This is a genomic window from Pseudarthrobacter sp. NKDBFgelt (assembly GCF_046097905.1).
Taxonomy (GTDB): Bacteria; Actinomycetota; Actinomycetes; order Actinomycetales; family Micrococcaceae; genus Arthrobacter; species Arthrobacter polychromogenes.
In genome coordinates, this window is the sequence record NZ_JBJURL010000063.1 from 1 (window position 1) to 25604 (window position 25604).

Annotated in this window: 21 protein-coding genes; 16 read left to right on the plus strand and 5 right to left on the minus strand. The window is 67.7% G+C overall.

All coding sequences use genetic code 11. From position 1 onward, the window contains the following. The 8 genes from ACKAE7_RS15560 to ACKAE7_RS15595 all read left to right on the plus strand — a co-directional run. A partial coding sequence (locus tag ACKAE7_RS15560) for an isomerizing glutamine--fructose-6-phosphate transaminase (RefSeq protein WP_408979679.1) occupies window positions 1-825 on the plus strand: 825 nt, incomplete at its 5' end. A gap of 123 nt (window positions 826-948) precedes the next feature. Further along, window positions 949-1296: a holo-ACP synthase gene (locus tag ACKAE7_RS15565; RefSeq protein ID WP_066277757.1), complete on the plus strand. Its 348-nt coding sequence runs from the start codon at window positions 949-951 to the stop codon at window positions 1294-1296. Window positions 1297-1327: 31 nt separating this feature from the next. Beyond that, complete coding sequence (locus ACKAE7_RS15570) at window positions 1328-2929, plus strand: NAD(P)H-hydrate dehydratase (protein WP_408979680.1); 1602 nt, start codon at window positions 1328-1330, stop codon at window positions 2927-2929. Between the two features lie 57 nt (window positions 2930-2986). Further along, complete coding sequence (gene glgX, locus ACKAE7_RS15575; RefSeq protein ID WP_191034685.1) at window positions 2987-5227, plus strand: glycogen debranching protein GlgX; 2241 nt, start codon at window positions 2987-2989, stop codon at window positions 5225-5227. Then, window positions 5224-7551: a malto-oligosyltrehalose synthase gene (gene treY / locus ACKAE7_RS15580; RefSeq protein ID WP_408979681.1), complete on the plus strand. Its 2328-nt coding sequence runs from the start codon at window positions 5224-5226 to the stop codon at window positions 7549-7551. The genes glgX and treY overlap by 4 nt, the downstream gene beginning before the upstream one ends. After that, complete coding sequence (gene treZ, locus ACKAE7_RS15585) at window positions 7548-9317, plus strand: malto-oligosyltrehalose trehalohydrolase (protein WP_408979682.1); 1770 nt, start codon at window positions 7548-7550, stop codon at window positions 9315-9317. Before treY ends, treZ begins: the two co-directional genes overlap by 4 nt. A 102-nt stretch (window positions 9318-9419) precedes the next feature. Continuing rightward, window positions 9420-10460 (plus strand): L-glyceraldehyde 3-phosphate reductase, encoded by a 1041-nt coding sequence (gene mgrA / locus ACKAE7_RS15590; RefSeq protein WP_408979683.1) that lies wholly within the window; start codon window positions 9420-9422, stop codon window positions 10458-10460. Window positions 10461-10624: 164 nt separating this feature from the next. Next, complete coding sequence (locus ACKAE7_RS15595) at window positions 10625-11710, plus strand: inositol-3-phosphate synthase (protein WP_188809648.1); 1086 nt, start codon at window positions 10625-10627, stop codon at window positions 11708-11710. Between the two features lie 128 nt (window positions 11711-11838). Here the strand turns inward: ACKAE7_RS15595 and ACKAE7_RS15600 are convergent, their stop codons facing one another. Next, window positions 11839-12456 (minus strand): MerR family transcriptional regulator, encoded by a 618-nt coding sequence (locus ACKAE7_RS15600; RefSeq protein WP_408979684.1) that lies wholly within the window; start codon window positions 12454-12456, stop codon window positions 11839-11841. A 93-nt stretch (window positions 12457-12549) separates the two neighbouring features. Here ACKAE7_RS15600 and ACKAE7_RS15605 point away from each other — a divergent pair, with 93 nt between their 5' ends. Beyond that, on the plus strand, window positions 12550-13107 hold the full coding sequence (locus tag ACKAE7_RS15605; RefSeq protein WP_408979685.1) for a DUF2306 domain-containing protein: 558 nt from the start codon (window positions 12550-12552) through the stop codon (window positions 13105-13107). A gap of 80 nt (window positions 13108-13187) precedes the next feature. Here the strand turns inward: ACKAE7_RS15605 and ACKAE7_RS15610 are convergent, their stop codons facing one another. The 3 genes from ACKAE7_RS15610 to ACKAE7_RS15620 form a co-directional block, all read right to left on the minus strand. After that, window positions 13188-14864 carry a formate--tetrahydrofolate ligase gene (locus ACKAE7_RS15610; RefSeq protein WP_408979686.1) on the minus strand — a complete coding sequence of 559 codons (1677 nt, stop codon included), beginning with the start codon at window positions 14862-14864 and terminating at the stop codon, window positions 13188-13190. Between the two features lie 63 nt (window positions 14865-14927). After that, window positions 14928-16193, minus strand: a complete 1266-nt coding sequence (mshA, locus tag ACKAE7_RS15615; protein ID WP_408979687.1) for a D-inositol-3-phosphate glycosyltransferase — start codon at window positions 16191-16193, stop codon at window positions 14928-14930. A 75-nt stretch (window positions 16194-16268) separates the two neighbouring features. After that, the gene (locus ACKAE7_RS15620; RefSeq protein ID WP_408979688.1) at window positions 16269-17687 is read right to left on the minus strand and encodes a 6-phospho-beta-glucosidase; all 1419 of its coding nucleotides are present in this window, start codon (window positions 17685-17687) and stop codon (window positions 16269-16271) included. Between the two features lie 69 nt (window positions 17688-17756). On the opposite strand from ACKAE7_RS15620, the gene ACKAE7_RS15625 reads away from it, so the two are divergent. The 6 genes from ACKAE7_RS15625 to tsaD are packed head-to-tail and all read left to right on the plus strand — an operon-like array spanning window position 17757 to window position 22973. Next, the gene (locus tag ACKAE7_RS15625) at window positions 17757-18848 is read left to right on the plus strand and encodes a carbohydrate kinase family protein (protein ID WP_188809654.1); all 1092 of its coding nucleotides are present in this window, start codon (window positions 17757-17759) and stop codon (window positions 18846-18848) included. A gap of 40 nt (window positions 18849-18888) precedes the next feature. Beyond that, window positions 18889-20109, plus strand: a complete 1221-nt coding sequence (alr, locus tag ACKAE7_RS15630) for an alanine racemase (protein ID WP_408979689.1) — start codon at window positions 18889-18891, stop codon at window positions 20107-20109. 35 nt (window positions 20110-20144) lie between these two features. Further along, the gene (tsaE, locus tag ACKAE7_RS15635) at window positions 20145-20687 is read left to right on the plus strand and encodes a tRNA (adenosine(37)-N6)-threonylcarbamoyltransferase complex ATPase subunit type 1 TsaE (protein WP_408979690.1); all 543 of its coding nucleotides are present in this window, start codon (window positions 20145-20147) and stop codon (window positions 20685-20687) included. Beyond that, window positions 20687-21358, plus strand: a complete 672-nt coding sequence (gene tsaB, locus ACKAE7_RS15640) for a tRNA (adenosine(37)-N6)-threonylcarbamoyltransferase complex dimerization subunit type 1 TsaB (RefSeq protein WP_188809656.1) — start codon at window positions 20687-20689, stop codon at window positions 21356-21358. Before tsaE ends, tsaB begins: the two co-directional genes overlap by 1 nt. 44 nt (window positions 21359-21402) lie before the next feature. Further along, complete coding sequence (gene rimI, locus ACKAE7_RS15645; RefSeq protein WP_188809760.1) at window positions 21403-21873, plus strand: ribosomal protein S18-alanine N-acetyltransferase; 471 nt, start codon at window positions 21403-21405, stop codon at window positions 21871-21873. After that, entirely contained in the window at window positions 21870-22973 is a 1104-nt protein-coding gene (gene tsaD / locus ACKAE7_RS15650; protein ID WP_190609779.1) for a tRNA (adenosine(37)-N6)-threonylcarbamoyltransferase complex transferase subunit TsaD, read from the plus strand. The genes rimI and tsaD overlap by 4 nt, the downstream gene beginning before the upstream one ends. Before the next feature lie 137 nt (window positions 22974-23110). On the opposite strand, the gene ACKAE7_RS15655 is transcribed toward tsaD, so the two are convergent. Then, window positions 23111-24262 carry a glutamate--cysteine ligase gene (locus ACKAE7_RS15655; protein WP_188809658.1) on the minus strand — a complete coding sequence of 384 codons (1152 nt, stop codon included), beginning with the start codon at window positions 24260-24262 and terminating at the stop codon, window positions 23111-23113. A 389-nt stretch (window positions 24263-24651) separates the two neighbouring features. On the opposite strand from ACKAE7_RS15655, the gene ACKAE7_RS15660 reads away from it, so the two are divergent. Further along, the coding region (locus ACKAE7_RS15660) for a glycoside hydrolase family 3 N-terminal domain-containing protein (protein ID WP_408979691.1) at window positions 24652-25604 on the plus strand (953 nt) is incomplete at its 3' end.

Consider the following 25604-nt stretch of genomic DNA (forward strand, 5'->3'; position numbering starts at 1 on the left):
GCGAACACTTTGGTGGTGTCCATCAGCCAGTCGGGGGAGACCATGGACACCCTGATGGCTGTCCGCTACGCCCGGGAGCAGGGCGCGAAGACCATCTCCATCTGCAACACCAACGGCTCTACCATCCCGCGTGAATCCGACGCCGTGCTCTACACCCACGCGGGCCCGGAGATCGCGGTGGCCTCCACCAAAGCGTTCCTGGCGCAGATCACCGCCGCGTACCTGCTGGGCCTGTATTTGGCACAGCTGCGCGGAAACATCTTCTCGGGCCAGATCAAGGACGTCCTCGCGGACCTGAACAAGATCCCGGCGAAGATCCAGAAAATCCTGGACAACGCCGGACCCTTGCGGGAACTGGCCCGCAGCATGGCGAATGAGAAGTCGGTGCTGTTCCTGGGCCGCCACGTCGGTTTCCCGGTGGCGCTCGAGGGCGCGCTGAAGCTGAAGGAAATCGCCTACATCCACGCCGAGGGTTTCGCCGCTGGCGAGCTCAAGCACGGCCCGATCGCCCTGATCGATGACGGCCAGCCGGTGTTCGTGGTGGTCCCGTCCCCGCGCGGCCGCGATTCGCTGCACGCCAAGGTGGTCTCCAACATCCAGGAAGTCCGCGCCCGCGGCGCCCGGACCCTGGTCATCGCCGAGGAAGGCGACGAAGCCGTGAAGGCCTACGCCGAGTACGTCTTCTACGTTCCCGAAACCCCCACGCTGCTCATGCCCCTGCTGACCACCGTCCCGCTGCAGATCTTCGCCGCGGAATTGGCCCAGGCCAAGGGCTACGACGTGGACCAGCCCCGCAACCTCGCCAAGAGCGTCACCGTCGAGTAACGGCCTGATCCGGTACTGATTCAGGAAGCCCTGGGCCCGGCGCCCAGGGCTTCCTTCGTCTCCGCCGGCTGCCACGCGCGTGCTGCGCACAGCAGGCCGGGGCCGTCGACGTAGAGTAGTGCCATGATTGTTGGCATTGGCGTAGACGTTGTAGACATCGAGCGGTTCGGCCGCCAGCTTGAACGCACCCCCGGCCTCCGGGACCGGCTGTTCGTTCCGGCTGAGCGCGAGCTGAACACCCGGTCACTGGCTGCACGCTTTGCCGCCAAGGAAGCTGTTGCCAAGGTCCTCGGTGCGCCCGCCGGCATGAACTGGCAGGACTGCTGGATCGGCCTTGACCAGAACGGACCCACCGTCCAGGTCAAGGGCACCGTGCTGGCTGTGGCCGAGGCCAAGGGCGTCAAGCGCTGGCACCTCTCCATGAGCCACGACGGCGGGATCGCCACCGCCACCGTCTTGGCCGAAGGCTGAACCTGCTCCGGCACCCACGGGAACTGACGCCGTGATCAGCGCCTACACCGGAACCCAGGTCCGGCAGGCTGAGGAGCCGCTCCTCGCCTCCGGACTGGGGGACGTCCTCATGCAGCGCGCAGCCCACGGCCTGGCCAACGCCGTCATCAGGGAACGCCGTTCCCGCGGCCTGGGCATCTACGGCGCCAGCGTTTCCGTCCTCACCGGCAAGGGCAACAACGGCGGCGACGGCCTGTACGCCGCTTCCTTTCTGGCGGCACGCGGCATGCGTACGACGGCGGTGCTCACCGGAGACACTGCCCACCCGCAGGCGCTGGCTGCTTTTGAGCGCGCCGGCGGCCGGGTGCACCGTCTTGACGGGACGGCACCTGCCGCACTCGCCGCAGAAGCGGCGCGGGCCGACGTCGTCATCGATGCTGTGCTGGGCACAGGCGCCAACGGCGGGCTGCGGGGGAGTGCTGCAGACCTGGTTTCCGCCGTCGCCGTGTTGATGGCAAACGGCAACGGACAGACCTTCGTGGTGGCCTGCGACCTGCCCAGCGGTGTTGACGCTGATACCGGCGACGTTTTCCAGCCAGTGCTGCCGGCGGACCTGACCGTCACCTTCGGCGGTGCCAAGAGCGGCCTGCTCGCGGACCCCGGCGCCGATTACGCCGGCCGGGTGCTGGTGGTGCCCATCGGTATCGAGGAGCACCTGCCGCAGCCTTCGCTCCGCCGGCTCGACGAGGCGGACCTGGCCCGGCTGCTGCCGCACCCTGCCCGGCGTGCGCACAAGTACTCCCGCGGCGTCCTGGGCGTGGTCGCCGGCTCCGTGGACTATCCCGGTGCCGCTGTCCTGGCCTGCCGGGGCGCCCTGGCAGCGGGCGTGGGGATGGTCCGGTACCTTGGCCCGCCACAAGTCGCGGACCTTGTGAGGCAGGCGTGCCCTGAGGTGGTCTGCAGTACCGGCTCTGTAGCGGACAACCGCGTGCAGGCCTGGCTGGTGGGCTCCGGCATGGGCCCGGAGCACCACGAGCAGCTCCAGCGGGCCCGCGACGCCGTCGGATCCGGGCTGCCCGTTGTGGCAGACGCCGGCGCCCTTCCCGCTCTTCCCGAAACCCTCGGCCCGCATATTGTCCTCACCCCCCACGCCGGAGAGCTGGCCTCGCTGCTGCAACGCCTGGGCGGATCGGAGGACCGGGACGCGGTGGAAGCCGGAACCCTGGCCGCGGTGCGCCGTGCCTCGGAACTGACCGGTGCCACCGTGCTCCTCAAGGGCGCCACCACCCTGGTCGCCGCACCCTCCGGTGACGTGTTCAGCCAGGCAGACGGGACCCCCTGGCTGGCGACTGCCGGCAGCGGGGACGTCCTGGCCGGGGTCATCGGTGCGCTGCTCGCCCAGGCGGGGAACGACGTCGGCCGCTTCAGCAAGGAGGGCGTGGAACCGGACGTGCGATGGGCCGCCATTGCCGCGCTGGGAGCCGCGCTGCACGGTTTGGCGGGACGTGCGGCGTCGGAGGTTCTCAGTGGCGGCCCGATCGCTGCTGGCAGAATTGCAGACTCCATACCGTATACCTGGGGTAAAGTAAGCACGCTTAGTAACGATGGGTTGGGAAACGTAACAGTCACACCCAGCAGTTACGGTAGGCATTAGTTCGCACCGGCAATGGGGGGCATTTTGCTTCCCGCTGCTGAATCACAAAGGAGCATTATGGAAGTCTGGCCTGGAACTGCCTACCCGCTGGGAGCCACGTACAACGGAACCGGCACTAACTTCGCCCTGTTCAGCGAACAGGCGGAACGGGTGGAGCTTTGCCTCCTGGACGACGACCTGGCCGAGACCCGGATCGAGCTGACCGAAGTGGACGGCTACGTCTGGCATTGCTACCTGCCGCACATCCAGCCTGGCCAGAAGTACGGTTACCGGGTCTACGGGCCGTACGATCCCGCGAACGGGAGCCGCTTTAATCCGAACAAGCTACTGATGGACCCCTACGCCAAGGCTGTCCAAGGACAAATCGACTGGGACCCGGCGCTGTTCTCCTATGAATTTGGCGATCCCGATTCCCGCAACGATGCCGATTCGGCGCCGCACACCATGCACGGCGTGGTCATCAACCCGTTCTTCGAATGGGACGGCGACCGCCAGCTGCGGATTCCCTACCACGAGTCGGTCATCTACGAAGCACACGTCAAGGGCCTGACCGAGCTGCACCCGGAGATTCCCGAAGAGCAGCGCGGCACATACGCCGGTGTAGCCCACCCAGCCGTCATCGACCACCTCAAGAAGCTTGGTGTCACGGCCATTGAGCTCATGCCGGTGCACCAGTTCGTCAACGATGGCACCCTGGTGGAGAAGGGCCTCAGCAACTACTGGGGCTACAACACCATTGGCTTCTTCGCGCCGCAGAACACCTACAGCTCCACGGGGGACGTGGGGCACCAGGTGCAGGAATTCAAGGCCATGGTGCGCGACCTCCACCGCGCAGGCATCGAGGTGATCCTGGACGTCGTCTACAACCACACCGCCGAAGGCAACCACCTGGGCCCCACGCTGTCCTTCAAGGGGATCGACAACCAGGCCTACTACCGCCTGGTGGATAACGACCTCAAGCACTACATGGACTACACCGGCACCGGCAACTCGCTCAATGTTCGCCATCCCCACTCCCTGCAACTGCTCATGGACTCCCTCCGCTACTGGGTCACCGAGATGCACGTGGATGGCTTCCGTTTCGATCTCGCCTCCACCCTGGCCCGTGAGTTCTACGATGTGGACAAGCTCTCCACCTTCTTCGAACTCATCCAGCAGGACCCGGTTGTTTCCCAGGTCAAGCTGATCGCAGAGCCGTGGGATGTCGGCCCCGGCGGTTACCAGGTGGGCAATTTTCCGCCGCAGTGGACGGAATGGAACGGCAAGTACCGTGACACCGTCCGCGACTTCTGGCGCGGCGAGCCCGCCACCCTGGGCGAATTCGCTTCACGCCTGACCGGCTCCGCTGACCTTTACGAGAGCTCCGCGCGCCGCCCCGTGGCCTCAATCAACTTCGTCACCGCCCACGACGGCTTCACCATGCGGGACCTGGTCTCCTACAACGAAAAGCACAACGAAGCCAACGGTGAAGGCAACAACGACGGCGAATCGCACAACCGGTCCTGGAACTGCGGCGAAGAAGGCGATACCGACGACGAGAAGGTGCTGACTCTCCGTGCCCGTCAGCAGCGGAACTTCATCGCCACCCTGCTGCTTTCCCAGGGCGTGCCGATGGTCCTGCACGGCGACGAGCTGGGACGCACCCAGCAGGGAAACAACAACACCTACTGCCAGGACTCCGAGCTCAGCTGGATTCACTGGGACGCCATGGACCAGCCCCTGGTGGAGTTCACCGCTTTCGTGAACAAGCTCCGCCGCGACCACCCCACGTTCCGGCGCAGCCGCTTCTTCGACGGCCGCCCCGTGCGCCGCGGTGAAGGCGAAAAGCTGCCGGATATCGTCTGGCTGAAGACCGACGGCACCGAGATGCTGCCGGAGGACTGGGGGAGCGGCTTCGGCCGCACCATCGGCGTCTTCTACAACGGCGACGGCATCCAGGAACAGGATTCACGCGGCCGGCGCATCACCGACGACAGCTTCATCATGGCTTTCAACGCGCACGACGACGCCGTGGACTTCTGCCTTCCCTCTGAGGAGTACTCGCAGTACTGGGAGGTCATGATTGACACGGCGGCCCAGGCCGACGCGTACGACCCACTCAAGGCGAAAACGACGCTGACGCTCGACGCCAAGTCCATGGTGGTACTGCGTGCCTACTCGGGCCCAGAAGCTGAGGTGGACACCTCCGCAGCCGCTTCGCTGGCCTCCATGGCAGAGCATGAGGAAGCCCAAGAGGAGATGGTGGAAGCCCAGACCAAGGCTGCGGAAGCAAGCGAGGAAAGGGCAACGAAGGCATGAGGACTCCGGCCTCCACCTACCGCCTGCAGATCCGCAGCAGCTTCACCCTGTTCGATGCCGCCGAAAAGGTCCCGTACCTCAAGGAGCTCGGTGTTGACTGGGTCTACCTCTCGCCCATCCTCACCGCGGAGCAGGGCTCGGACCACGGCTATGACGTGACCGACCCCTCCGCTGTGGACCCGGAGCGGGGCGGCCCCGAGGGCCTGCTGGCCCTGTCCAAGGCTGCCCGCGAGCACGGCATGGGTGTCCTGGTGGACATCGTGCCCAACCACGTGGGCGTCGCCACGCCCTCGCAGAACCCCTGGTGGTGGTCCCTGCTGAAGGAAGGGCAGGGCTCGCCCTACGCCGAAGCCTTCGACGTCGACTGGGACCTGGCAGGCGGGAAAATCCGGCTGCCCATGCTTGGCTCCGACGAGGACCTGGACAAGCTGGAAATCAAGGACGGCGAGCTCCGCTACTACGACCACCGGTTCCCGCTGGCTTCCGGAAGCTACTCTGAAGGCGACACCCCCCAGGAGGTGCACAGCCGCCAGCACTACGAGCTGATGGACTGGCGCCGGGCGGACGCGGAACTGAACTACCGGCGCTTCTTCGCTGTGACCACGCTGGCCGGGATCCGGGTTGAAACCCCCAGGGTGTTCGAAGAGGCACATGCCGAGGTTGGCCGATGGTTCAAGGAAGGCCTGGTGGACGGCCTGCGGGTGGACCACCCGGACGGCCTGGCCGACCCCGCCGGCTACCTGCGCTGGCTGAAGGACCTCAGCGGCGGAGCCTACGTCCTGGTGGAAAAGATCCTGGAGCCGGGCGAAACCCTGCCGCAGGACTTCGCCACCGAGGGAACCACCGGATACGACGCCCTCGCGGACGTGGACCGGGTGTTCGTGGACCCCGCAGGCCAGCAGGCGCTGGACGAGCTGGACGCGAAGCTCCGCGGCTCCAGCACCCCTGCGGACTACGCAGAGATGATCCGGGGCACCAAGCGCATGATCGCGGACGGCATCCTGCGGTCCGAGGTCCTGCGCCTGGCCCGCCTGGTTCCGGAGTCTTATGGGCTGCCGATGGAGCAGGCAGCAGATGCCATTGCCGAGATCATCGCTGCGTTCCCGGTCTACCGGACGTACCTGCCCACCGGCGCCGAGATCCTCAAGGAAGCGTGCGAATCAGCGGCGGCACACCGGCCCGACCTCGAGGTTGCCGTGGGCACCCTGCTGCCGCTGCTGCTTGACCCCGCCAATGCGATTTCCGTGCGGTTCCAGCAGACATCCGGCATGGTGATGGCCAAGGGCGTGGAAGACACCGCGTTCTACCGCTACACCCGGCTGGGCACCCTGACAGAGGTGGGCGCCGAACCGACGGAATTCTCTGTTTCGCCTGACGAGTTCCACCAGCGGATGGCCCGGCGCCAGCAGGAACTGCCCCTGTCCATGACCACCATGTCCACGCATGACACCAAACGCAGCGAGGACGCCCGGGCCCGGATCTCGGTCATCGCCGAGCTGCCGGAGGAGTGGGCGGACACCCTGGCCACACTCCGCGGGCTCGCCCCGATTCCGGACGGCCCCTACGAGAACCTGCTGTGGCAGGCTGTGGTGGGAGCGTGGCCCGCGAGCAGGGAACGGCTGCAGGGATACGCCGAGAAGGCTGCCCGGGAAGCCGGCAACTCCACCACCTGGACCAGCCCCGACGAGGACTTCGAATCCTCCGTCAAGGCCGCGGTGGACGCCGCGTTCGACGACGGCCGGGTCACCAAAGCGGTTGAGGACTTCGTGGCGCGGATCGATTCGTACGCCGCGTCCAACTCGGTGTCCGCCAAGCTGGTCCAGCTGACCATGCCCGGAGTGCCGGACGTCTACCAGGGCAGCGAGTTCTGGGAACGGTCCCTGACCGACCCCGACAACCGGCGGCCGGTGGACTTTGAGGTCCGCCGGCAGGAGCTTGCAAAGCTCGACGCCGGCACCCTGCCCGCCGCGGGCATGGAAACCAGCAAGCTCCTGGTCACCTCCCGCGCGCTCCGGCTCCGCCGCGACCGGCCCGAACTGTTCCAGGGCTACAGCCCCGTAACGGCCACAGGTCCTGCGGCGGATCACGTGCTCGCGTTCCACCGCGGAGGTGACGGCGCCCTGGGCGCCCTGACCCTTGCCACCCGGCTTCCCGCCGGACTGGCGGCAGGCGGCGGATGGCGGGACACCGCCGTCGAACTTCCCGTTGCGGTGCGCGACGAACTCACCGGCAACGGTTACGGACCCGGGTCCGTTCCGGTGGCCGACGTCCTGGGCACCTACCCCGTGGCTTTGCTCGTACCGGCGGATGGAGAAAAGGCATGACCCTCGTGAATGACGGCCCCGGGCGCTTCGACGTCTGGGCTCCGGAGGCCGCATCCGTGGTCCTGCTGGCCGGCGGCCGGCAGTACCCCATGGCCGCAAAGGACACGGCACCGGGCTCTAAGGGCTGGTGGACAGCCCCGGACGCCCCTGCTGACGGTGAGGTGGACTACGGCTACCTGCTGGACGGGGACACCCACCCTGTTCCCGATCCGCGCTCCCGCCGCCTGCCCGCCGGCGTCCATGAGCTCTCGAGGACGTTCGACTCCGCAGCCCATGCATGGCAGGACTCCGGGTGGAAAGGCAAGGACCTGAAGGGTTCGGTAATCTACGAACTCCACATCGGCACCTTCACCCCTGAGGGAACCCTGGACGCGGCGGTTGGGAAGCTCGGCTACCTTGCGGACCTGGGCATCGACTTCGTGGAGCTGCTCCCGGTCAATGGCTTCAACGGGACCCACAACTGGGGCTACGACGGCGTCCAGTGGTACGCGGTGCATGAAGGTTACGGCGGGCCTGCGGCCTACCAGCGCTTTGTGGACGCTGCCCACGCCGCCGGCCTGGGCGTCATCCAGGACGTGGTGTACAACCACCTCGGCCCCAGCGGGAACTACCTGTCCAAGTTCGGCCCCTACCTGAAGCAGGGGGATGCCAACACCTGGGGCGACTCGGTGAACCTGGACGGTCCCGGCTCCGACGTGGTGCGGGAATACATCCTGGACAACCTTGCCCTCTGGCTCCGGGACTACCACGTGGACGGCCTCCGCCTAGACGCCGTGCACGCGCTGAAGGACGAGCGCGCCGTGCACATCCTCGAGGAGTTCGGTGCCCTGGGCGATGCCGTCTCTGCGGAGACCGGGCTGCCGAAGACCCTGATCGCCGAATCGGACCTGAACAACCCGCGCCTGCTGTACCCGCGGGACGCCAACGGGTACGGGCTGGCCGGGCAGTGGAGCGACGACTTCCACCACGCGGTCCACGTCAGCGTCAGCGGCGAGACCACCGGATACTACGAGGACTTCCAGTCCCTGGCGGTCCTGGCGAAGGTCCTGAAGGACGGCTTCCTGCACGACGGCAGCTACTCCAGCTTCCGCGGACGGCACCACGGCCGGCCCATCAACGCTGCACTGGTGCACCCGGCGGCGCTGGTGGTCTGCAACCAGAACCACGACCAGATCGGCAACCGCGCCACGGGGGACAGGCTCTCGCAGTCGCTCTCCCACGGGCAGCTGGCCATGGCAGCCGTGCTCACGCTGACGTCCCCGTTCACGCCCATGCTGTTCATGGGCGAGGAGTTTGCGGCGAGCACCCCCTGGCAGTTCTTCACCTCCCACCCGGAACCCGAGCTGGGCAAGGCCACCGCGGAAGGCCGGATCAAGGAGTTCGAGCGCATGGGGTGGGATCCCGCCGTCGTGCCCGACCCCCAGGATCCCGAAACCTTCCGCCGGTCCAAGCTGAACTGGGACGAAGCCTCAGGCGGGGACCACGCCCGGCTCCTGGAGCTTTACCGCTCCCTCACGGCGCTGCGCCGCGAACACCCGGAGCTTGCCGGCCTCGGCTTCACCGAGACGGAGGTGACGTTCGACGACGACGCCGGCTGGCTGCGGTTCCGCCGCGGAAGCGTTGAGGTACTGCTGAACCTCTCAGACGCCAAGGTGCGGCTGGAGGACGTTTCCGGGACTGTCCTGCTGGCAACGGACGAGGGGACCGGCCTTGACGGAGAGGCCCTCGCCCTGGCGCCCTGGAGTGCGGCGATCGTCAAGTCCTGACGCTCCATTCGGGCAGTGTTGCGCCGCGGGCTGATGTCAGCCCGCGGCGTAACTTTCCCGCCCTGGCCTGTTGCCCGGGTCACAGCTGGCAGGATGGAACACATGACCTATTCCGCGGCGGAAGACCGCTACGAATCCATGCCCTACCGCCGCGTCGGCCGCAGCGGACTTAAGCTCCCCGCCATCTCGCTTGGCCTGTGGCACAACTTCGGTGATGACAAGCGCTTCGACGAACAGCGGGCCATCCTGCGCCGCGCGTTCGACCTCGGCGTCAACCACTTCGACCTCGCCAACAACTACGGCCCGCCGGACGGGTCCGCCGAAACGAACTTCGGCCGGCACCTCCAGGACGACTTCAAGCCCTACCGGGACGAACTCGTCATCTCCACCAAGGCCGGCTACAACATGTGGCCCGGCCCGTACGGCGAGTGGGGCTCCCGCAAATACCTCATCTCCAGCCTGGACCAGTCGCTGCAGCGCATGGGCCTGGACTACGTGGACATCTTCTACAGCCACCGGCCGGACCCGGAAACGCCAATGGAAGAAACCATGGGCGCCCTGGACTACGCCGTCCGTTCAGGCAAGGCACTGTACGCGGGTATCTCCTCCTACACCCCGGAGCAGACCCTTGAAGCCGCGCGGATCCTGAAGGACCTGGGGACGCCGCTGCTCATCCACCAGCCCAGCTACTCGATGCTCAACCGGTGGACCGAGAACGGTTCGCCCAACCTCTATGAAGCGCTGGACCAGGTGGGCGCAGGCTCCATCGCCTTCTCCCCGCTCGCCCAGGGCATGCTCACCGACCGGTACCTCAACGGCATCCCCGCAGATTCCCGGGCCGCCAAGGACCGATTCCTCTCCGAGAACGCCATCACCGAGGAGAAGCTGGACCGGATCCGGGGGCTCAACAGGATCGCCGAAGGACGCGGACAGTCCCTCGCCCAGATGGCCGTCGCCTGGATCCTGCGCGACCAGCCCAAGGGTTCGCCCGTCACCTCGGCCCTGGTGGGCGCCTCAAGTGTGCGCCAGTTGGAGGATACGCTGTCCGCCATCAACAACCTCGCGTTCACCGCCGACGAACTGAACGCCATCGACGAATTCGCGGTGGAGTCGGACATCAACCTGTGGAAGCAGCCGGCCTGATTCCGTTACGGTGATTCCGCAGAGTGGGACAAGGGAACAACCCCGGGTCCCACTCTGTTGGTTACTATGAAAAGGCGCCGTTTTGGCGCAGAGCCTGCCGCACCGCCGTCGTCCCCTCCCGGACGCGGCACCGGCGGGCTGACGTTTGTCCTCAAAGGAGTTCCGTGTCTTCACATCCGATTCGTGTTGCAATCGTCGGCGTAGGAAACTGTGCCGCTTCGCTGGTCCAGGGCGTCCACTACTACAAGGATGCAGACCCCAAGGCCACGATCCCGGGCCTGATGCACGTTGAGTTCGGCCAGTACCACGTGGGTGACGTTGAGTTCGTTGCCGCGTTTGACGTTGATGGCAAAAAGGTCGGCGTTGACCTTGCAGATGCCATCCTGGCGAGCGAAAACAACACCATCAAGATCGCCGACGTGCCGCCCACCGGCGTCACCGTCCAGCGCGGCCACACCCTCGACGGCCTCGGCAAGTACTACCTCGAGACCATCGAGCAGTCCACCGAAGAGCCCGTGGACGTTGTGCAGGCGCTCAAGGACGCCAAGGTTGACGTAATGGTCTGCTACCTGCCCGTTGGATCCCAGGCAGCAGCCGAGTTCTACGCCCAGGCAGCAATTGACGCCGGCGTGGGCTTCGTGAACGCCCTGCCCGTCTTCATCGCCGGCACCAAGGAGTGGGCTGACAAGTTCACCGCCGCCGGCGTCCCGATCGTGGGCGACGACATCAAGAGCCAGATCGGCGCCACCATCACGCACCGCGTCATGGCCAAGCTCTTCGAGGACCGCGGCGTCACCCTGGACCGCACGTACCAGCTGAACGTCGGCGGCAACATGGACTTCAAGAACATGCTGGAGCGCGACCGCCTGGAGTCCAAGAAGATCTCCAAGACCCAGGCCGTCACTTCCAACGTCGAGGCCGAACTGGCCGCCAAGGACGTCCACATCGGCCCGTCCGATTACGTCCAGTGGCTCGACGACCGCAAGTGGGCCTTCGTCCGCCTCGAGGGCCGCAACTTCGGCGACGCCCCCGTCTCGCTCGAGTACAAGCTGGAAGTCTGGGACTCCCCGAACTCCGCCGGCGTGATCATCGATGCCATCCGTGCCGCCAAGATCGGCCTGGACCGCGGCATCGGCGGCCCGCTGCTCTCCGCATCGAGCTACTTCATGAAGTCCCCGCCGGAGCAGTTCAACGACGACCTCGCCCGCGAAAAGGTGGAAGCCTTCATCCGCGGCGACCTCGAGCGTTAGGCCTTAAGTCCGGCTCCCCACCCCCTGGGACGCTCTCTCACATAACGTCGGTTTCCGGGCGATCCTCTCTCATTTGATGCGGGTTATCACGCGGCGCTCTCTCACTTCGGTGGGGGAGCGCCGCGCCTTTAACCGTGGTAGCGGCGCATGGCGTGGCTGGCCTGGGCGAGTGCCAGGAGTTTGAGGAGAAGCTGGCTGTGCATATGCATGCCGACGGCGGCAGTGAGGATGAGCCTGTCGGTGCTCTCCGGGGCGGTCGTTGCGGCAATGTCGAGTCCGGCCACGTCGTCCATCGCCTTGCTGTACGCCTCCAGCACTGTCTCAGATACAGGAATCTTGAGGCCCGCCATCAGCTCCAGGTGGGCAGTGAGGGCGTTCCGGGCGTCACTTGGGGAGTCCGGCCAACCGCGAAATCGTACGACGGCGTCAGTCGCCGCTGCCGCTTCCCCACCTATCGCCGTGGTGTAGTTTCCAAGATCCAGCACCACCCGCTGGACCGCAGCAAGGAGATCGAGGCGGGGCACGCCGTCGTCGGCCATTTTCACGAGGCCGCGGATCTGCCCGATGTTCAGGCCCACGACCTGCCGGAGCGCCTGGATCAATTCGAGCCGCTCGAGATGCCCGGCTGAATACTCGGCACGGGTTGCGTGAACGGCCTCACCCGGCGGCAGCAGGCCTTCGCGCAGGTAGTACTTGATGCTTGCGGGTGTGACTCCTGACCGCTGACTCAGTTCATTGAGTTGCATCCCGATCTCCTTACCTGCCCGTCTCTATGGATAGTGAATCCAGGCCCGGCTATCCTGATGTACACGCATGGATAGTGGCTTTATCCTAAGGCTATGGAGCCTTGGAATGTTCTACTTGCCAGCCACGTGGTTGCCGCCCTTTTTGTGCTGGCCATCGGGCCCTTGCAGATACTGCGCCGACGGCGAGACCGTATCCACCGCACCATGGGCTACTTCTGGGTGACTGCCATGTACTACGTCTGCTTCAGCAGTTTCTGGATTGTGTCCGACGGGCATTTCAGCTGGCTGCACGGGCTCTCGGCCTTCACTATCGTGACCGTTACCCTGGGCCTGGTCAGTGCCGTTCGCGGCACCATCGCCTCGCATAGGGGAAACATGATTGGCAGCTACATCGGCATCGCCGTGGCCTTCATCTTCGCAGCGACTGTGCCGGGCCGTGCCATTCCTGATCTGCTCGCCACCGACCCCTCCTCCGTGGCGTTCGTCTGCGGACTCGTGGTGCTGAGCACGGCGGTGATCTTCGTTTCAGTGAAGCGGGGAGGCCGCGTGGGCGGGACGTCGCGGACCGTTGTGACCGTAAAAGCGGCGTCCGCACAGGTCCCTGAATCGCGGGAAGTGCGAGAGGATCGCCGGAAAGCCCGCAGCAAGTGAGAGAGCGTCGACGGAAAGCCGACATCAGGTGAGAGAGCGTCCATAGAAAGCCGGCATCAGGTGAGAGAGCGTCGCAGGGGTCAGGCGAGGCCCACCGGGTTGCCGTCGCCGTCCACGTCCATGCGCATCGCGGCCGGGGCAGCGGGCAGCCCTGGCATGGTCATCACCGCTCCGGTCAGGGCCACAATGAAGCCGGCGCCGGTCTTGGGCAGGAGGTCGCGGACGTGGATGGTGAATCCCTTCGGGGCGCCCAGGCGTGAGGCGTCGTCCGTGAAGGAGTACTGGGTCTTGGCCATGCAGACAGGGAGGCCGCCCCAGCCGTTCCGCTCGATATCGGCCAGCCGCTTCAGGGCCGGCACGGAGAAGTCCACGCCGTCCGCGCCGTAGATTTCCTGGGCGATGGTCCGGATCTTGTCCTCCACCGGCAGCCCCAGCGCGTACAGGTGCCGGAAATTGTTTGGACCCGCCACCGTCTTGGCCACGAGGGCCGCAAGTTCATCCCCGCCGTCACCACCGCCGCCGCGTCCCCACACATCGGCGACGGCGGCCGGCACTCCCTCCGCCGCACACCACGCCAGCAGCCAGTCGAGTTCCTCCGCGGAATCGGAGGAGAACCTGTTGATGGCCACGACGGGCGGCACCCCGAACTTCTCCACGTTCCGGACGTGCCGGTGCAGGTTGGCCACGCCCGCCTCGAGGGCGGCGATGTTCGGTTCGGTGAGCTGATTCTTTGCCACTCCGCCCTGCATCTTGAGGGCCCGCACCGTTGCCACCACCACCACCGCCGAGGGTGCCAGGCCGCCGGTCCGCGCCTTGATGTCCATAAACTTTTCGGCACCGAGGTCGGCGCCGAACCCTGCCTCCGTCACAACAATGTCCGCCAGCCGCCGGGCCGTCTGGGTTGCAATCAGCGAATTGCAGCCGTGGGCGATGTTGGCGAACGGCCCGCCGTGGACCAGGGCCGGGGTGCCGGCGATGGTCTGCACCAGGTTGGGCTTGACGGCCTCCTTCAGCAGCAGCGTCAGCGCCCCCTGCACGCCGAGGTCCGCCACGGTCACCGGCGCCCGGTCAAAGGTGTAGCCGAACGTGATCCGGCCGAGCCGGGAGCGGAGGTCGGCCAGGTCCGTGGCCAGGCAGAAGACCGCCATGATCTCCGACGCCACGGTGATGTCGAAGCCGTCCTGGCGCGGTACGCCCTGGGTGGGCCCGCCCAAACCGATGACCACCTCCCGCAGGGCGCGGTCGTTCATGTCCAGCACCCGCTTGAACGTCAGGCGCCGGGGGTCGATGTTGAGCTGGTTGCCCTGGTAGATGTGGTTGTCCACCAGGGCCATGAGCGCGTTGTTGGCGGCCGTGACGGCATGGAAGTCGCCGGTGAAGTGGAGGTTGATTTCGTCCATGGGCAGCACCTGGGAGTAGCCGCCGCCGGTGGCGCCGCCCTTCATGCCCAGCACCGGACCCAGCGAGGGCTCACGCAGGGCAATCATCACCTTGTGACCCGCCCGCGCCAGGGAATCAGCGAGCCCCACGGTGGTGGTGGACTTCCCCTCGCCAGCCGGCGTGGGGGACATCGCCGAGACCAGCACCACCTTCCCGGCAGGGGCGGGAGCCTGCAGCCGGGCGGGATCGATCTTGGCTTTGTACCGCCCGTACTGCTCGAGCGCGTCCGCGTTGATCCCCGCGGCCGCCGCAATCTCCTCGATGGGCCGGATCCGTGCCGCTCTGGCAATCTCAAGGTCGCTGGGGGTGGGAGACATCGTTGTCCTTCGATCGGCGGAATGGCTGGCAGGTCAGATTGGCGGTTTCAGGCACGCCGGCCGTCAGGACGCGGGAAAGGCCTGCACCAGCCGGGTCCCCACATGGTTGTCGACGGCGGCGTGGTAGCTTTCCAGCGTGATCGCAGCAGTGCGGGCCCATCCCGAGTTCTGGGCCCTGATGGCGGCGGCCCGTCCCATGTCCTCGCGGGTGGCGGGATCGTCGTACAGGGCCTCAAGCGCGTCGGCCCAGTCGGCGGCATGGTGGCCGTCCACCAGCAAACCGGTCCTGCCGTGGAAGATGGCCCGCGACAGCCCCCCAACACGCGTGGCCACCACCGGTGTGCCGCAGGCCTGGGCTTCGAGCGCCACCAGCCCAAAGGACTCGCTGAAGGAGGGCATTACCACCACGTCCGCCGCGCGGAACCAGGCCGCAAGCTCGGGCGCTTTGACTGGGGGAAGCTGCGTGACGACGTCGTCCATCTCCGCTTCCGAAATTAGCCGCCGGAGGTTGAATTCCTTGTTGCCGCTCAGCGAGCCCAGGATGGTGACACGGAGGTCGATGTCCGGCCGCCGTTTCCGCAGCAGGGCCGCGGCCTTGACCAGGACCTGCGGCCCCTTCAGCCGCTGGATGCGCCCGGCGAAGACCAGGTGGAACGTCCCGGGGTTGATGCCCCGCTCCGCCCTGGACCGTGCCCGGAAGGCAGGCGTGAAGGTGCCCAGGTCCACTCCGGGCGGGGCAATGTCGATCCGGTCGTAGGTGGCGCCGTAGTGCGAGACAAGTTCGGCGGCCTCCGCGCTGGTATTGGCGATCAGCCGGGCGGCGCCGTCCACAATGTGGTGCTCGCCCAGTTCACGCCGCCGCGGCTCCGGCTGCTCACCGGATTCCAGCAGCAGGTTCTTGACCTTGGCCATGGTGTGCATCGTGTGGACAAGGGGCACGCCCCAGAGCTCGGACAGCTCCAGCCCCGCGATCCCGGACACCCAGTAGTGGGAATGGATCACGTCGTAGCGGCCGTGCGGCTGCCGGCGGCGGATCTGCTCGATTTCCGCCACCATGCTGTGCAGCAGGCCCGGCAGCTCTTCCTTGGGGATCTTCTTCAGCGGCCCGGCCAGGACGTTGTGCACGCAGACGCCGGGATCGGGGTGTTCGACGGCGGGCTGGTTGGCCGAGGTGGACCGGGTGAAGATCTCCACCTCGACGCCCGCTTCCGCCAGGGCCGATGCCAGTTCGCGGATGTACACGTTCATCCCGCCGGCGTCCCCGGAACCGGGCTGCTCCATGGGGGAGGTGTGGAGGGAGAGCAAAGCAACCCTGCGGATCAGTGCCACGGGACCTCCTTCCGGCCACCGGCGTGTACGGGCAGCGCCGGTAGAGTGCGCATCCGATAAAACACTACTCCTCCCTCACCGGACACCTGGGCGCCACAGGTCCCGGAGGGCGGGGAACTCCCGCTCGTAGCCTTCCAGCAGGGCCTGGGCCAGGTCCTCCGAAGCCACCAGCGGATGCCGGGCGAACGCCGCGAGCGCGGCTTCGCGGTCACCCTCGACGGCGGCCCTCACGGTCAGCCGCTCCACCTCCTTGACCTGCCGGAGCAGTCCCAGCTGAGGTTCCGGTGGGGCCAGTTGGGGCAGCGGCAGCGCGCCGTCGGCCGTCACCGTGCAGGGAACTTCGACGACGGCATCCGCCGGCAGCCCCGGAATGGCCGGTTCAGCGGCGGCCGGCAGGGCCGTGGCTGGGCTGGGAGCGGCGTCCGGTACGGCCGCGCGGGAGTTGCGGGTGTTCAGGATCAGCTGTGTGTCACCGGTTCCGGACAGGGCACGCATGGCGGCGAGGGCCACCCGCTCGTAGCCGCCGCCGGCCAGGTCGGCCTCGTCCCGCTGGGCGCCCTGGGTGCGTGCCTCGGCCAGGTAGCCCTCCTCGCGGGACCGGCGCGCCTCCTCCCAGAGCCGGAACGCACCGGCACCGGCGGCGGCCAGCCGCGGGTACAGCTCTTCCTGCTGGCTGTGGATGGTTTCGCCGCGGGTTCGGGCCATGGCGCGCATAGCCTCACGGGCGGCGTCCTGCCGGTAGTAGTAATAAAGGTATTCGTTCGGCAGTGCGCCGAGGCGGGCCAGGAATTCCTGGGGGAAGAGCCGGCCCTCCTCGAACGTGGCCAGGGCATCCGGGTCCGCGAGCAGCCGCGGCAGCACGTCCTGCCCTCCGGACTCCAGCCGGTAGAGCCAGCCCAGATGGTTCAGGCCGTAGTAGCCCACGCCGTCGAGCCTTCCCTCCGGCAGCGGCACGCCTGCCGCCCGTGCGGCCCGCTGCACCAGGCCCCCCGCGGAGTCGCAGATGCCGATCACTTTCCTGCCCAGCACGGGCAGCAGGGCCTCTGTGACCATGCCTGCGGGGTTGGTGAAGTTGACCAGCCAGGCCTCCGGACAGTGCTCCTTCATGAGCTGTGCCAGGTTGAGCATGTGCGGGATGGTCCGCAGGGCGTAGGAGATCCCGCCCGCGCCGGTTGTTTCCTGACCCAGCAGGCCGAGGTCCTGCGCCACTTTTTCGTCCGCCACCCGTCCTGCCGTTCCGCCGGGCCGGATGGCCGCGAACACCATCCCGGCACCCGCCAGCGCCTGCGGCAGGTTGGTGGTGGCCTGCACCGAAACGCGGGCGTCCGGACCGCCCGGCATGCTGTGCAGGACGGCGGTGACCGCCTGGAGTCGGGCGGGGTCGACGTCGTACAGCACCAGTTCGCTGACCACCCCCGCAAAGCGTCCGGAGTCCAGCGCCCGGTATATCAGCGGCACCCGGAAACCCCCGCCGCCGGCAATGAGAAGCCGCATAACCAGCAGTCTAGGCGCGCGCCCGGCAGGCCCCTACCGGATGTCCGTGGCAGGGCGTAGTGTGCGGACATGGACGCGATCCCAGCCCGCCCCTACGACCCCCTGGCAGCCGTCCGCCCGCCCTCCACTCCCGGATTCGACCTGCTGCTGGCCGGGACGGTTTTCCAGGACATCATTTTCACAGGGCTTCCGCACGCGCCGGAGCCCGGCACCGAAATCTGGAGCGACGGCATGGGCAGCTGCCCCGGCGGGGTGGCCAACCAGGCCATCGCCGCGGCGCGGCTGGGGCTGAAGACAGGACTGGCCGCCGCGTTCGGCGACGACGGCTACGGGGACTTCAACTGGAAGATCCTGTCCGGCCAGGAGCACGTGGACCTCTCGCTGTCGCAGAAAGTCCCCGGTTGGCACTCACCGGTCACCGTCTCCCTCTGCGTGGAGAAAGACCGGTCCATGGTGACCCACGGCCACGCCGCCCCCATCACGTCGTCCGAACTCATAGGAGACCCGCCGCCCGCGCTCGCAGGCATCGCGGAAGTGGGCAGGGAGATCGAGCCGTGGGCAAAAGCGGCACACCACGCGGGGGTCAAGCTGTTCGGCGATGTCGGCTGGGACCCCAGCGGAGAATGGGCGCCTGCCCGGCTGGACAACCTGCAGTACTTCCATGCCTTCCTCCCCAACCAGCGCGAGGCCATGGCCTTTACCGGGAAGGACGATCCCTGGACTGCCCTGTATGCGCTGGCAGACCGCGTTCCGGTGGCCGTGGTGACGCTCGGCGCGCAGGGGGCCATGGCGGTGGATTCCGAAACGGGGGAGGAGGAGTGGGTGCCCTCGCTTCCGGTGAAGGCCTACGACCCCACAGGCGCAGGTGACTGTTTCGACGCCGCGTTCATCGTTGGCAGCCTGGCCGGCTGGCCGCTGGGGGACAGGCTCCGCTTTGCGAACCTTTGCGCCTCGCTGGCGGTGCAGGAGGTGGGCGGTTCCCTGGCGGCGCCCGGGTGGGGGGACATTGCGGACTGGTGGAAGCGCGCCAACGCACGGCCGGAGCGGCAGACTAGCCAGTGGCTGCGGCGCTTCGGTTTCCTGGCCGACATCATCCAGGACGTCCCGCTCGCCGCGCAGCGCAGGGCCGCAGCCACCATCGCCCACCTCTCGGACGCCTGACGATTATTCGGCCGGAAGCGCCAGCACTAGAATCACTAGGGTGACTTACCCCGCAACAACCGGCGAATTCAGTGCTGCCCCGGGACACGGCTCCCGCTATGAACGGTCCGCCGTGATCGATTTGGACGCCATCCGGCACAACGTCCGCCGCCTCGCCGCTGCCGCATCCCCGGCGAAAGTCATGGCCGTGGTCAAGGCAGACGCCTACGGGCACGGTGCCGTGCCGGTGGCGCGGGCAGCCCTGGAGGCAGGAGCGTCCTGGCTGGGCGTGGCCCACATTTCGGAGGCCCTGGCGCTCCGGGCTGCCGGCATTGACGCGCCGCTGCTCGCCTGGCTGCACACCACGGAAAGCAACTTCGGCGCTGCCGTGGCTGCCGGCGTGGACATTGGCTGCTCCGGCTGGGAACTGGACCGCATTGTGGCCGCAGCCCGGGAACAGGAGCGCCCGGCCCGCGTCCACCTGAAAGTGGACACCGGACTGGGACGCAACGGCGCGGCCCTGGACAGCTGGGACCAGCTGGTGGGCGAGGCGATGGACTACCAGGACCAGGGCCTGCTGCGCGTGGTGGGCATCTTCTCCCACCTCGCCGTCGCCGACGAGCCGGAGCGTCCCGAAACCGACCAGCAGCTGGCCACGTTCCGGGAAGTCCTGGCCGTGGCGGAGGACGCCGGCGTGGACCCGGAGGTCCGCCACCTGGCCAACACCCCCGCCACGCTGTCCCGGCCCGATACCCACTTCGACCTGGTCCGCGTTGGCCTGGGCATCTACGGGCTGTCCCCGTTCGCCGGGCAGAGTTCCGCCGAACTGGGGCTCCGCCCGGCCATGACCCTGCGGACCCTGGTGTCACAGTGCAAGGAGGTGCCGGACGGGCAGGGCGTCTCCTACGGCCTCCACTACCGCACCCGGGGGGACAGCACGCTGGGCCTGATCCCGGTGGGTTACGCGGACGGGGTGCCGCGGTCCGCCACCGGCGGTCCCGTGCGGGTGGGCGGCCGTACCTACCCGGTGGTGGGCCGGATTGCCATGGACCAGATGGTCATCGACCTCGGCGGCATCGGCGGGGAGGGTGCGGACCTGCTGGGTGCCGAGGCGGAGCTGTTCGGGGACGGAGCCGACGGCGGCCCCACGGCCGATGACTGGGCGCGCGCCGCCGGAACCATCAACTACGAGATCGTCACCAGGATCAGCCCCAGGGTGCCGCGGCGCTTCATCAACGAAGAGGACCGGAGCTCCGCGTCCAGTCAGGAGAATCACTCGTGACCACCAACGGCCAGGCTCCCCGGCCCAACTGGGAAATGACATTAACAGCGACGACGGCGGAGCAGACCCATGCGCTGGCCCTCCGTCTCGCGGCGGTCCTGCAGGCCGGGGACCTGCTGGTGCTCAGCGGTCAGCTGGGTGCCGGGAAGACCACGTTCACGCAGGGCCTGGGGGAGGGGCTGGGTGTCCGGGAAGGCATTATTTCCCCCACGTTCGTCCTGGTCCGCATCCATCCCAACCTGCCCAAGGGGCCGCGGCCCGGTGGCCCGGACCTGGTGCACGTGGACGCCTACCGGCTGGACTCAGCCGCGGAGATTGACGACATCGACCTGGAAAACACCATGGACTCCTCCGTGACGGTGGTGGAGTGGGGCCGGGACCGGGTGGAGCACCTCAGCGAGAGCAGGCTGGAAATCGACCTGCACCGTGCGGTGGGACTCGACGACGGGCTGCCCTCCGCCGGCCTGGACTTCGACACCGGGGATGCGGACGAGCCCCGCACCATCGTGATGCGCGGGTACGGCCCGCGGTGGCCCGAAGCCCCGGTACTCGGTGCGGCCACGGAGGGGGTCCGCTGATGCTGATCCTGGCCATTGACACCTCCGCCGTTGCCAGCGCCGCCCTGGTGTCCTCTGAGGCGCCGGGCTCCGTGGTGGCCAGCTTCTCCACCGAGGACACCCGGAGCCATGCCGAGGTGCTTGCCCCCGGGATCGAGGAGATGCTCGCAGGCGCCGGCGTGACCGGGAAGGACATCGACGCCCTGGTGGTGGGTGTGGGTCCCGGACCGTTCACCGGATTGCGGTCCGGAATCGCCACCGCGCGGACCCTGGCTTTTGTCTGGGGCAAACCCCTCCACGGGCTGGTCAGCCTGGACGCCATGGCCCTGGAAGTGGCGGAGTCCGCCGCGGCCGTCCCCGAGTTCCTGGTAGCGACGGACGCGCGCCGCAAAGAGGTCTACTGGGCGCGCTACAGCCTCGCCGACGGCCGGCTTCCCGTCCTGGAGGACGGCCCGCACGTCAGTTTCGCCGCCGACCTCCCGGACCTGCCCGCCTTCGGTGCCGGTGCCGGTCTTTACGCTGATGCGCTGAAGGCCCACCCCGACTTTGCGCAGGAACAGCCGGATGCCCTGTACCTGGGCAAGTTCGCGCTGGCACGGCTCGAGGCGGGCAACGGCCTCCTCGACTCCACGCCGTTGTACCTGCGGGAGTCCGACGCCCAGGTCCCCGGACCGCGGAAGAGGGCCCTGTGAACCGCACACCCGGCCACCCCGGTGCTGGCGTGACCGTCCGCGATATGACGCTGGACGATGTCCCCGCGGTCAGCGCCCTGGAACAGCGGCTTTTCCCGGTGGACGCCTGGCCCCTCCAGATGTTCCTCGACGAACTCTCCCAGCCGGAAACCCGCCGCTACCTCGTGGCGCAGGGCAGCGACGGCATCGTGGGCTATGCGGGCCTGATGTGCATCGAGCCCATCGCGGATGTCCAGACCATCGCCGTCGTCCCCGAATATGAGGGCCGGGGCATCGGCACCACGCTACTCACCGCCCTCATTGACGAGGCCCGGCGCAGGCGGGCTGCGGACGTCCTGCTGGAGGTTCGGGCGGACAATCCGCGGGCGCAGCAGCTGTACGTCCGGTTTGGCTTTGAGCAGATCCACGTCCGCCCCCGGTATTACCGCGACGGCGTCGACGCCCTCATCATGCGCCTCCAGCTCGCGGGTGAAGGCACGGGCGGCGGCAAATCAACGGAAGGACCCCAGCCATGAACCGCACGCAACCACTGGTGCTGGGCATCGAGTCGTCCTGCGACGAGACCGGAGTGGGAATCGTGCGCGGAACCACGCTGCTGACCAACACCGTGTCATCCTCCATGGACGAGCACGTCCGGTTCGGCGGCGTCATCCCCGAGATCGCCTCCCGCGCGCACCTGGACGCCTTCGTCCCCACGCTGGAGCAGGCATTGTCCGACGCCGGCGTGGTCCTCGATGACGTTGACGCCATCGCGGTCACCTCGGGACCGGGCCTGGCCGGCGCCCTCATGGTGGGCGTCTGCGCCGCCAAAGCACTGGCCGTGGCTACCGGCAAGCCGCTGTACGCCATCAACCACCTCGTGGCCCACGTCGGCGTGGGGCTGCTGGACGGGGCAGGCAGCGGCCGGCACAATGGCGCAGGCCCGCAGCTCCCGGAGAACCTCGGTGCGCTGCTGGTCTCCGGCGGCCACACCGAGATCCTGCGGATTAACAGCATCACCGACGACGTGCAGCTCCTGGGCTCCACCATCGACGACGCCGCCGGCGAAGCCTACGACAAGGTGGCCCGCATCCTGGGCCTCGGCTACCCGGGCGGGCCGGCCATCGACAAGGTGGCCCGCACCGGCAACCCGAAGTCCATTCGCTTCCCCCGCGGCCTGAGCCAGCCCAAGTACATGGGGACCGCCGAGGAACCGGGCAAGCACAGGTATGACTGGTCCTTCAGCGGCCTCAAGACCGCGGTGGCCCGGTGCGTGGAGCAGTTTGAGGCTCGCGGGGAGGAGATTCCGGTGGCTGACATTGCGGCGGCGTTCCAGGAAGCCGTGGTGGACATCATTTCCTCGAAGGCCGTGCTGGCCTGCCGGGAACACGGCATCAAGGACGTGCTCCTGGGCGGCGGAGTGGCGGCCAACTCACGGCTTCGCGAGCTGACCGGACAGCGGTGTGCCTCGGCCGGGATCAGGCTGCACGTGCCGCCGCTGGACCTGTGCACGGACAACGGCGCCATGGTGGCCGCCCTGGGCGCGCAGCTGGTAATGGCCGGAGTGGAACCCAGCGGCATCCGCTTCGCCCCTGATTCCTCGATGCCGGTCACATCGGTCTCGCTCCCCGCCTGAGGCCGGCCGGACTCTCGAACACCCGGCGAACCGTCGCGGGGCACTTTGGGGCCCCGTCGTCGTACATCACGACGGCGGCGGGCGAGTCCGTGCCGAAGTGCCCCGTTTCGGGCGGTAACTGGCCCGGGCCGGCCAGGTCAGGCGGTGGGGCCGTTGCGCATCTGCTTGACCAGGTCCAGCACCACGGCCTGCAGGTCCCCGCCGTGTTCAGCCGCGACGCGGCGCTGGCGCTGGTAGCCGGCACCGCGGCGGATGATCTTCTCGACGTCGGCAAGCTCGTCCGTGCAGCGCAGCTTGGCGGCCACGGGCTCGAGCCGGTTAAGGGTTTCCAGCAGGTGCTCGGTGACCAGCTGCTCCTTGCCCGCGGCGTCCAGGATGATGATGGCGTCCATCCCGTAGCGGGCAGCGCGCCACTTGTTTTCCTGGACATGCCATGGCGGCATGGTGGGGATGGTCCCGCCGTTGTCCAGGGTGGTGGAGAACTCGTCCACCAGGCACTGGGTGAGGGCTGCGATGGCGCCCACCTCCTCCAGGGTGGCCAGGCCGTCGCAGATCCGCATCTCGATGGTGCCCAGGTTTGGGACCGGCCGGATGTCCCAGCGGATCTCCGAGAGCATGTCGATCACCCCGGTGGTGAACATGTCCTGCACATAGGACTCGTATTCCTCCCAGGAGTGGAACTGGAAAGGCAAGCCGGCGGTGGGGAGCTGCTGGAACATCAGGGCACGCTGGGACGCGTAGCCGGTGTCCTCGCCGCCCCAGAACGGGCTGGACGCGGAGAGCGCCTGGAAGTGCGGGAAGTAGTTGACCAGCCCGTCCAGCACGGGCAGCACCTTGTCCCGGCGGTCCAGCCCCACGTGGACGTGCACGCCATAGATGACCATCTGCCGGCCCCACCACTGCGTACGGTCAATGAGTTTTGCGTAGCGCGCCTTGTCCGTGACCGGCTGCAGCTGCGGCGGGCTGAACGGGTGGCTTCCGGCGCAGAACAGTTCCACGCCCATGGGATCGGTGATCTCGCGCACGGCGGCCAGCGAACGGCTAAGGTCTTCCTTGGCTTCGGCCGCGGTTTCGCAGATACCCGTGACCAGTTCCACCGTGTTCAGCAGGAGTTCCTGCTTGATGTGCGGGTGCTCGTCGTCCTCGTTCAGCTCGGGGTGGCGGGACGCGACGCCGCGGAGCACCTCATTGGCCACGGATGCGAGTTCGCCCGTCCGGCCGTCCACCAGCGCGAGTTCCCATTCAACACCAAGGGTTGACTGCCTTGATGTAGCGAAATCGATCTTCACGCATTTCCTAACTGTCCTGTTTGCCGCTGGCTCACGCCGTCACTGACAGTCTGCTGCCGGCAGGCGAACGGGTGGTTCAAGTCTAGTGCAGGGGTAGCATCGTATTGATGGCCTTGTTCCGACCCCTGCGTGACAGTCTTCACACATTCCTCCCCTTCATCGCGGCAGCCTCCGCCGCAGTAGCCCTGGCTTCCTGCACGGCAGCGCCGGGCCCTGCCCCGTCGTCGTCGTCGGCACCATCTATCCTGCCCGCCCCTTCTGTTACTGCCACGCCAAGCACGACGACGGCGCCCGCCACGCCCTCCCCATCACCCGATCCGGGTACCCGGCCACTGGGCTGGGGGCCCCAACAGCGCGACCAGGACGCGGCAGCTGCGGCGGTGGCGGCGATGAGCACCGAGGAGAAGGCCGGGCAGGTCCTCCTTCCGTTCTTCAAGGGCAAGGAGGTGGAGGCCCACGCAGCCGCCATCGAGCGGCTGCACCTTGCCGGGTCCATCATCATGGGCGACAACGTTCCCCTGGATCCGCAGGGCAGGATGGACGTGCACGGAATGGCTGCCATCAACCAGCGGTTGGCTGCCGCCGCCGGGGGACGGCCGTGGCCCGGAATCATCGCGGTGGACCAGGAAGGCGGCCAGGTTGCCCGCCTGGGACTGCCCCTGACCGAATGGCCAACACCCATGAGCTACGGCGCCGCCGGCAGCGTGCCGCTGGCCCGGGAAGCGGGGCAGGGCCTGGCCGCGGAACTGGTGCCCCTCGGGTTCAACCTGGATTTCGCTCCCGGCACCGACGTCACCATCGGGCCCGCCGATCCCACCATTGGCGCCAGGTCCATGTCCTCGGACCCCGACGCTGCCGCCGCGCTGGGCGTGGCGTTCTCGCAGGGAATGCTCGCCGCGGGAGTGCTGCCGGCCGTAAAGCACTTTCCGGGGCACGGCTCCGTGACGGTCGACTCCCACCACAACCTCCCGGCGCAGCCCTCCACGGTGGCGGAGCTCGGCGCCCGCGACTGGAAGCCGTTCCGGGCCGCCATCGACGCCGGAACTCCGATGGTGATGGCCGGGCACATTGCCGTCCCGGCACTGGAACCCGGCGTCCCGGCGTCGCTCTCCGGCCCTGCCTACGCGGCGCTGCGGGGGCTCGGGTTCAAGGGGGTGGCGGTGACGGATGCCCTGAACATGGGCGCCGTGACCAAGCAGTACCCCGGCGGCACCGCCGCGGTGATGGCCCTCGCCGCCGGCGCGGACCTCCTGCTGATGCCCGCCGACGTAGCCCAGGCCCACGCCGCGATCGTCCAGGCCGTGCCCTCCGGCGCCCTGTCCCCGGAGCGGCTGGACGAGGC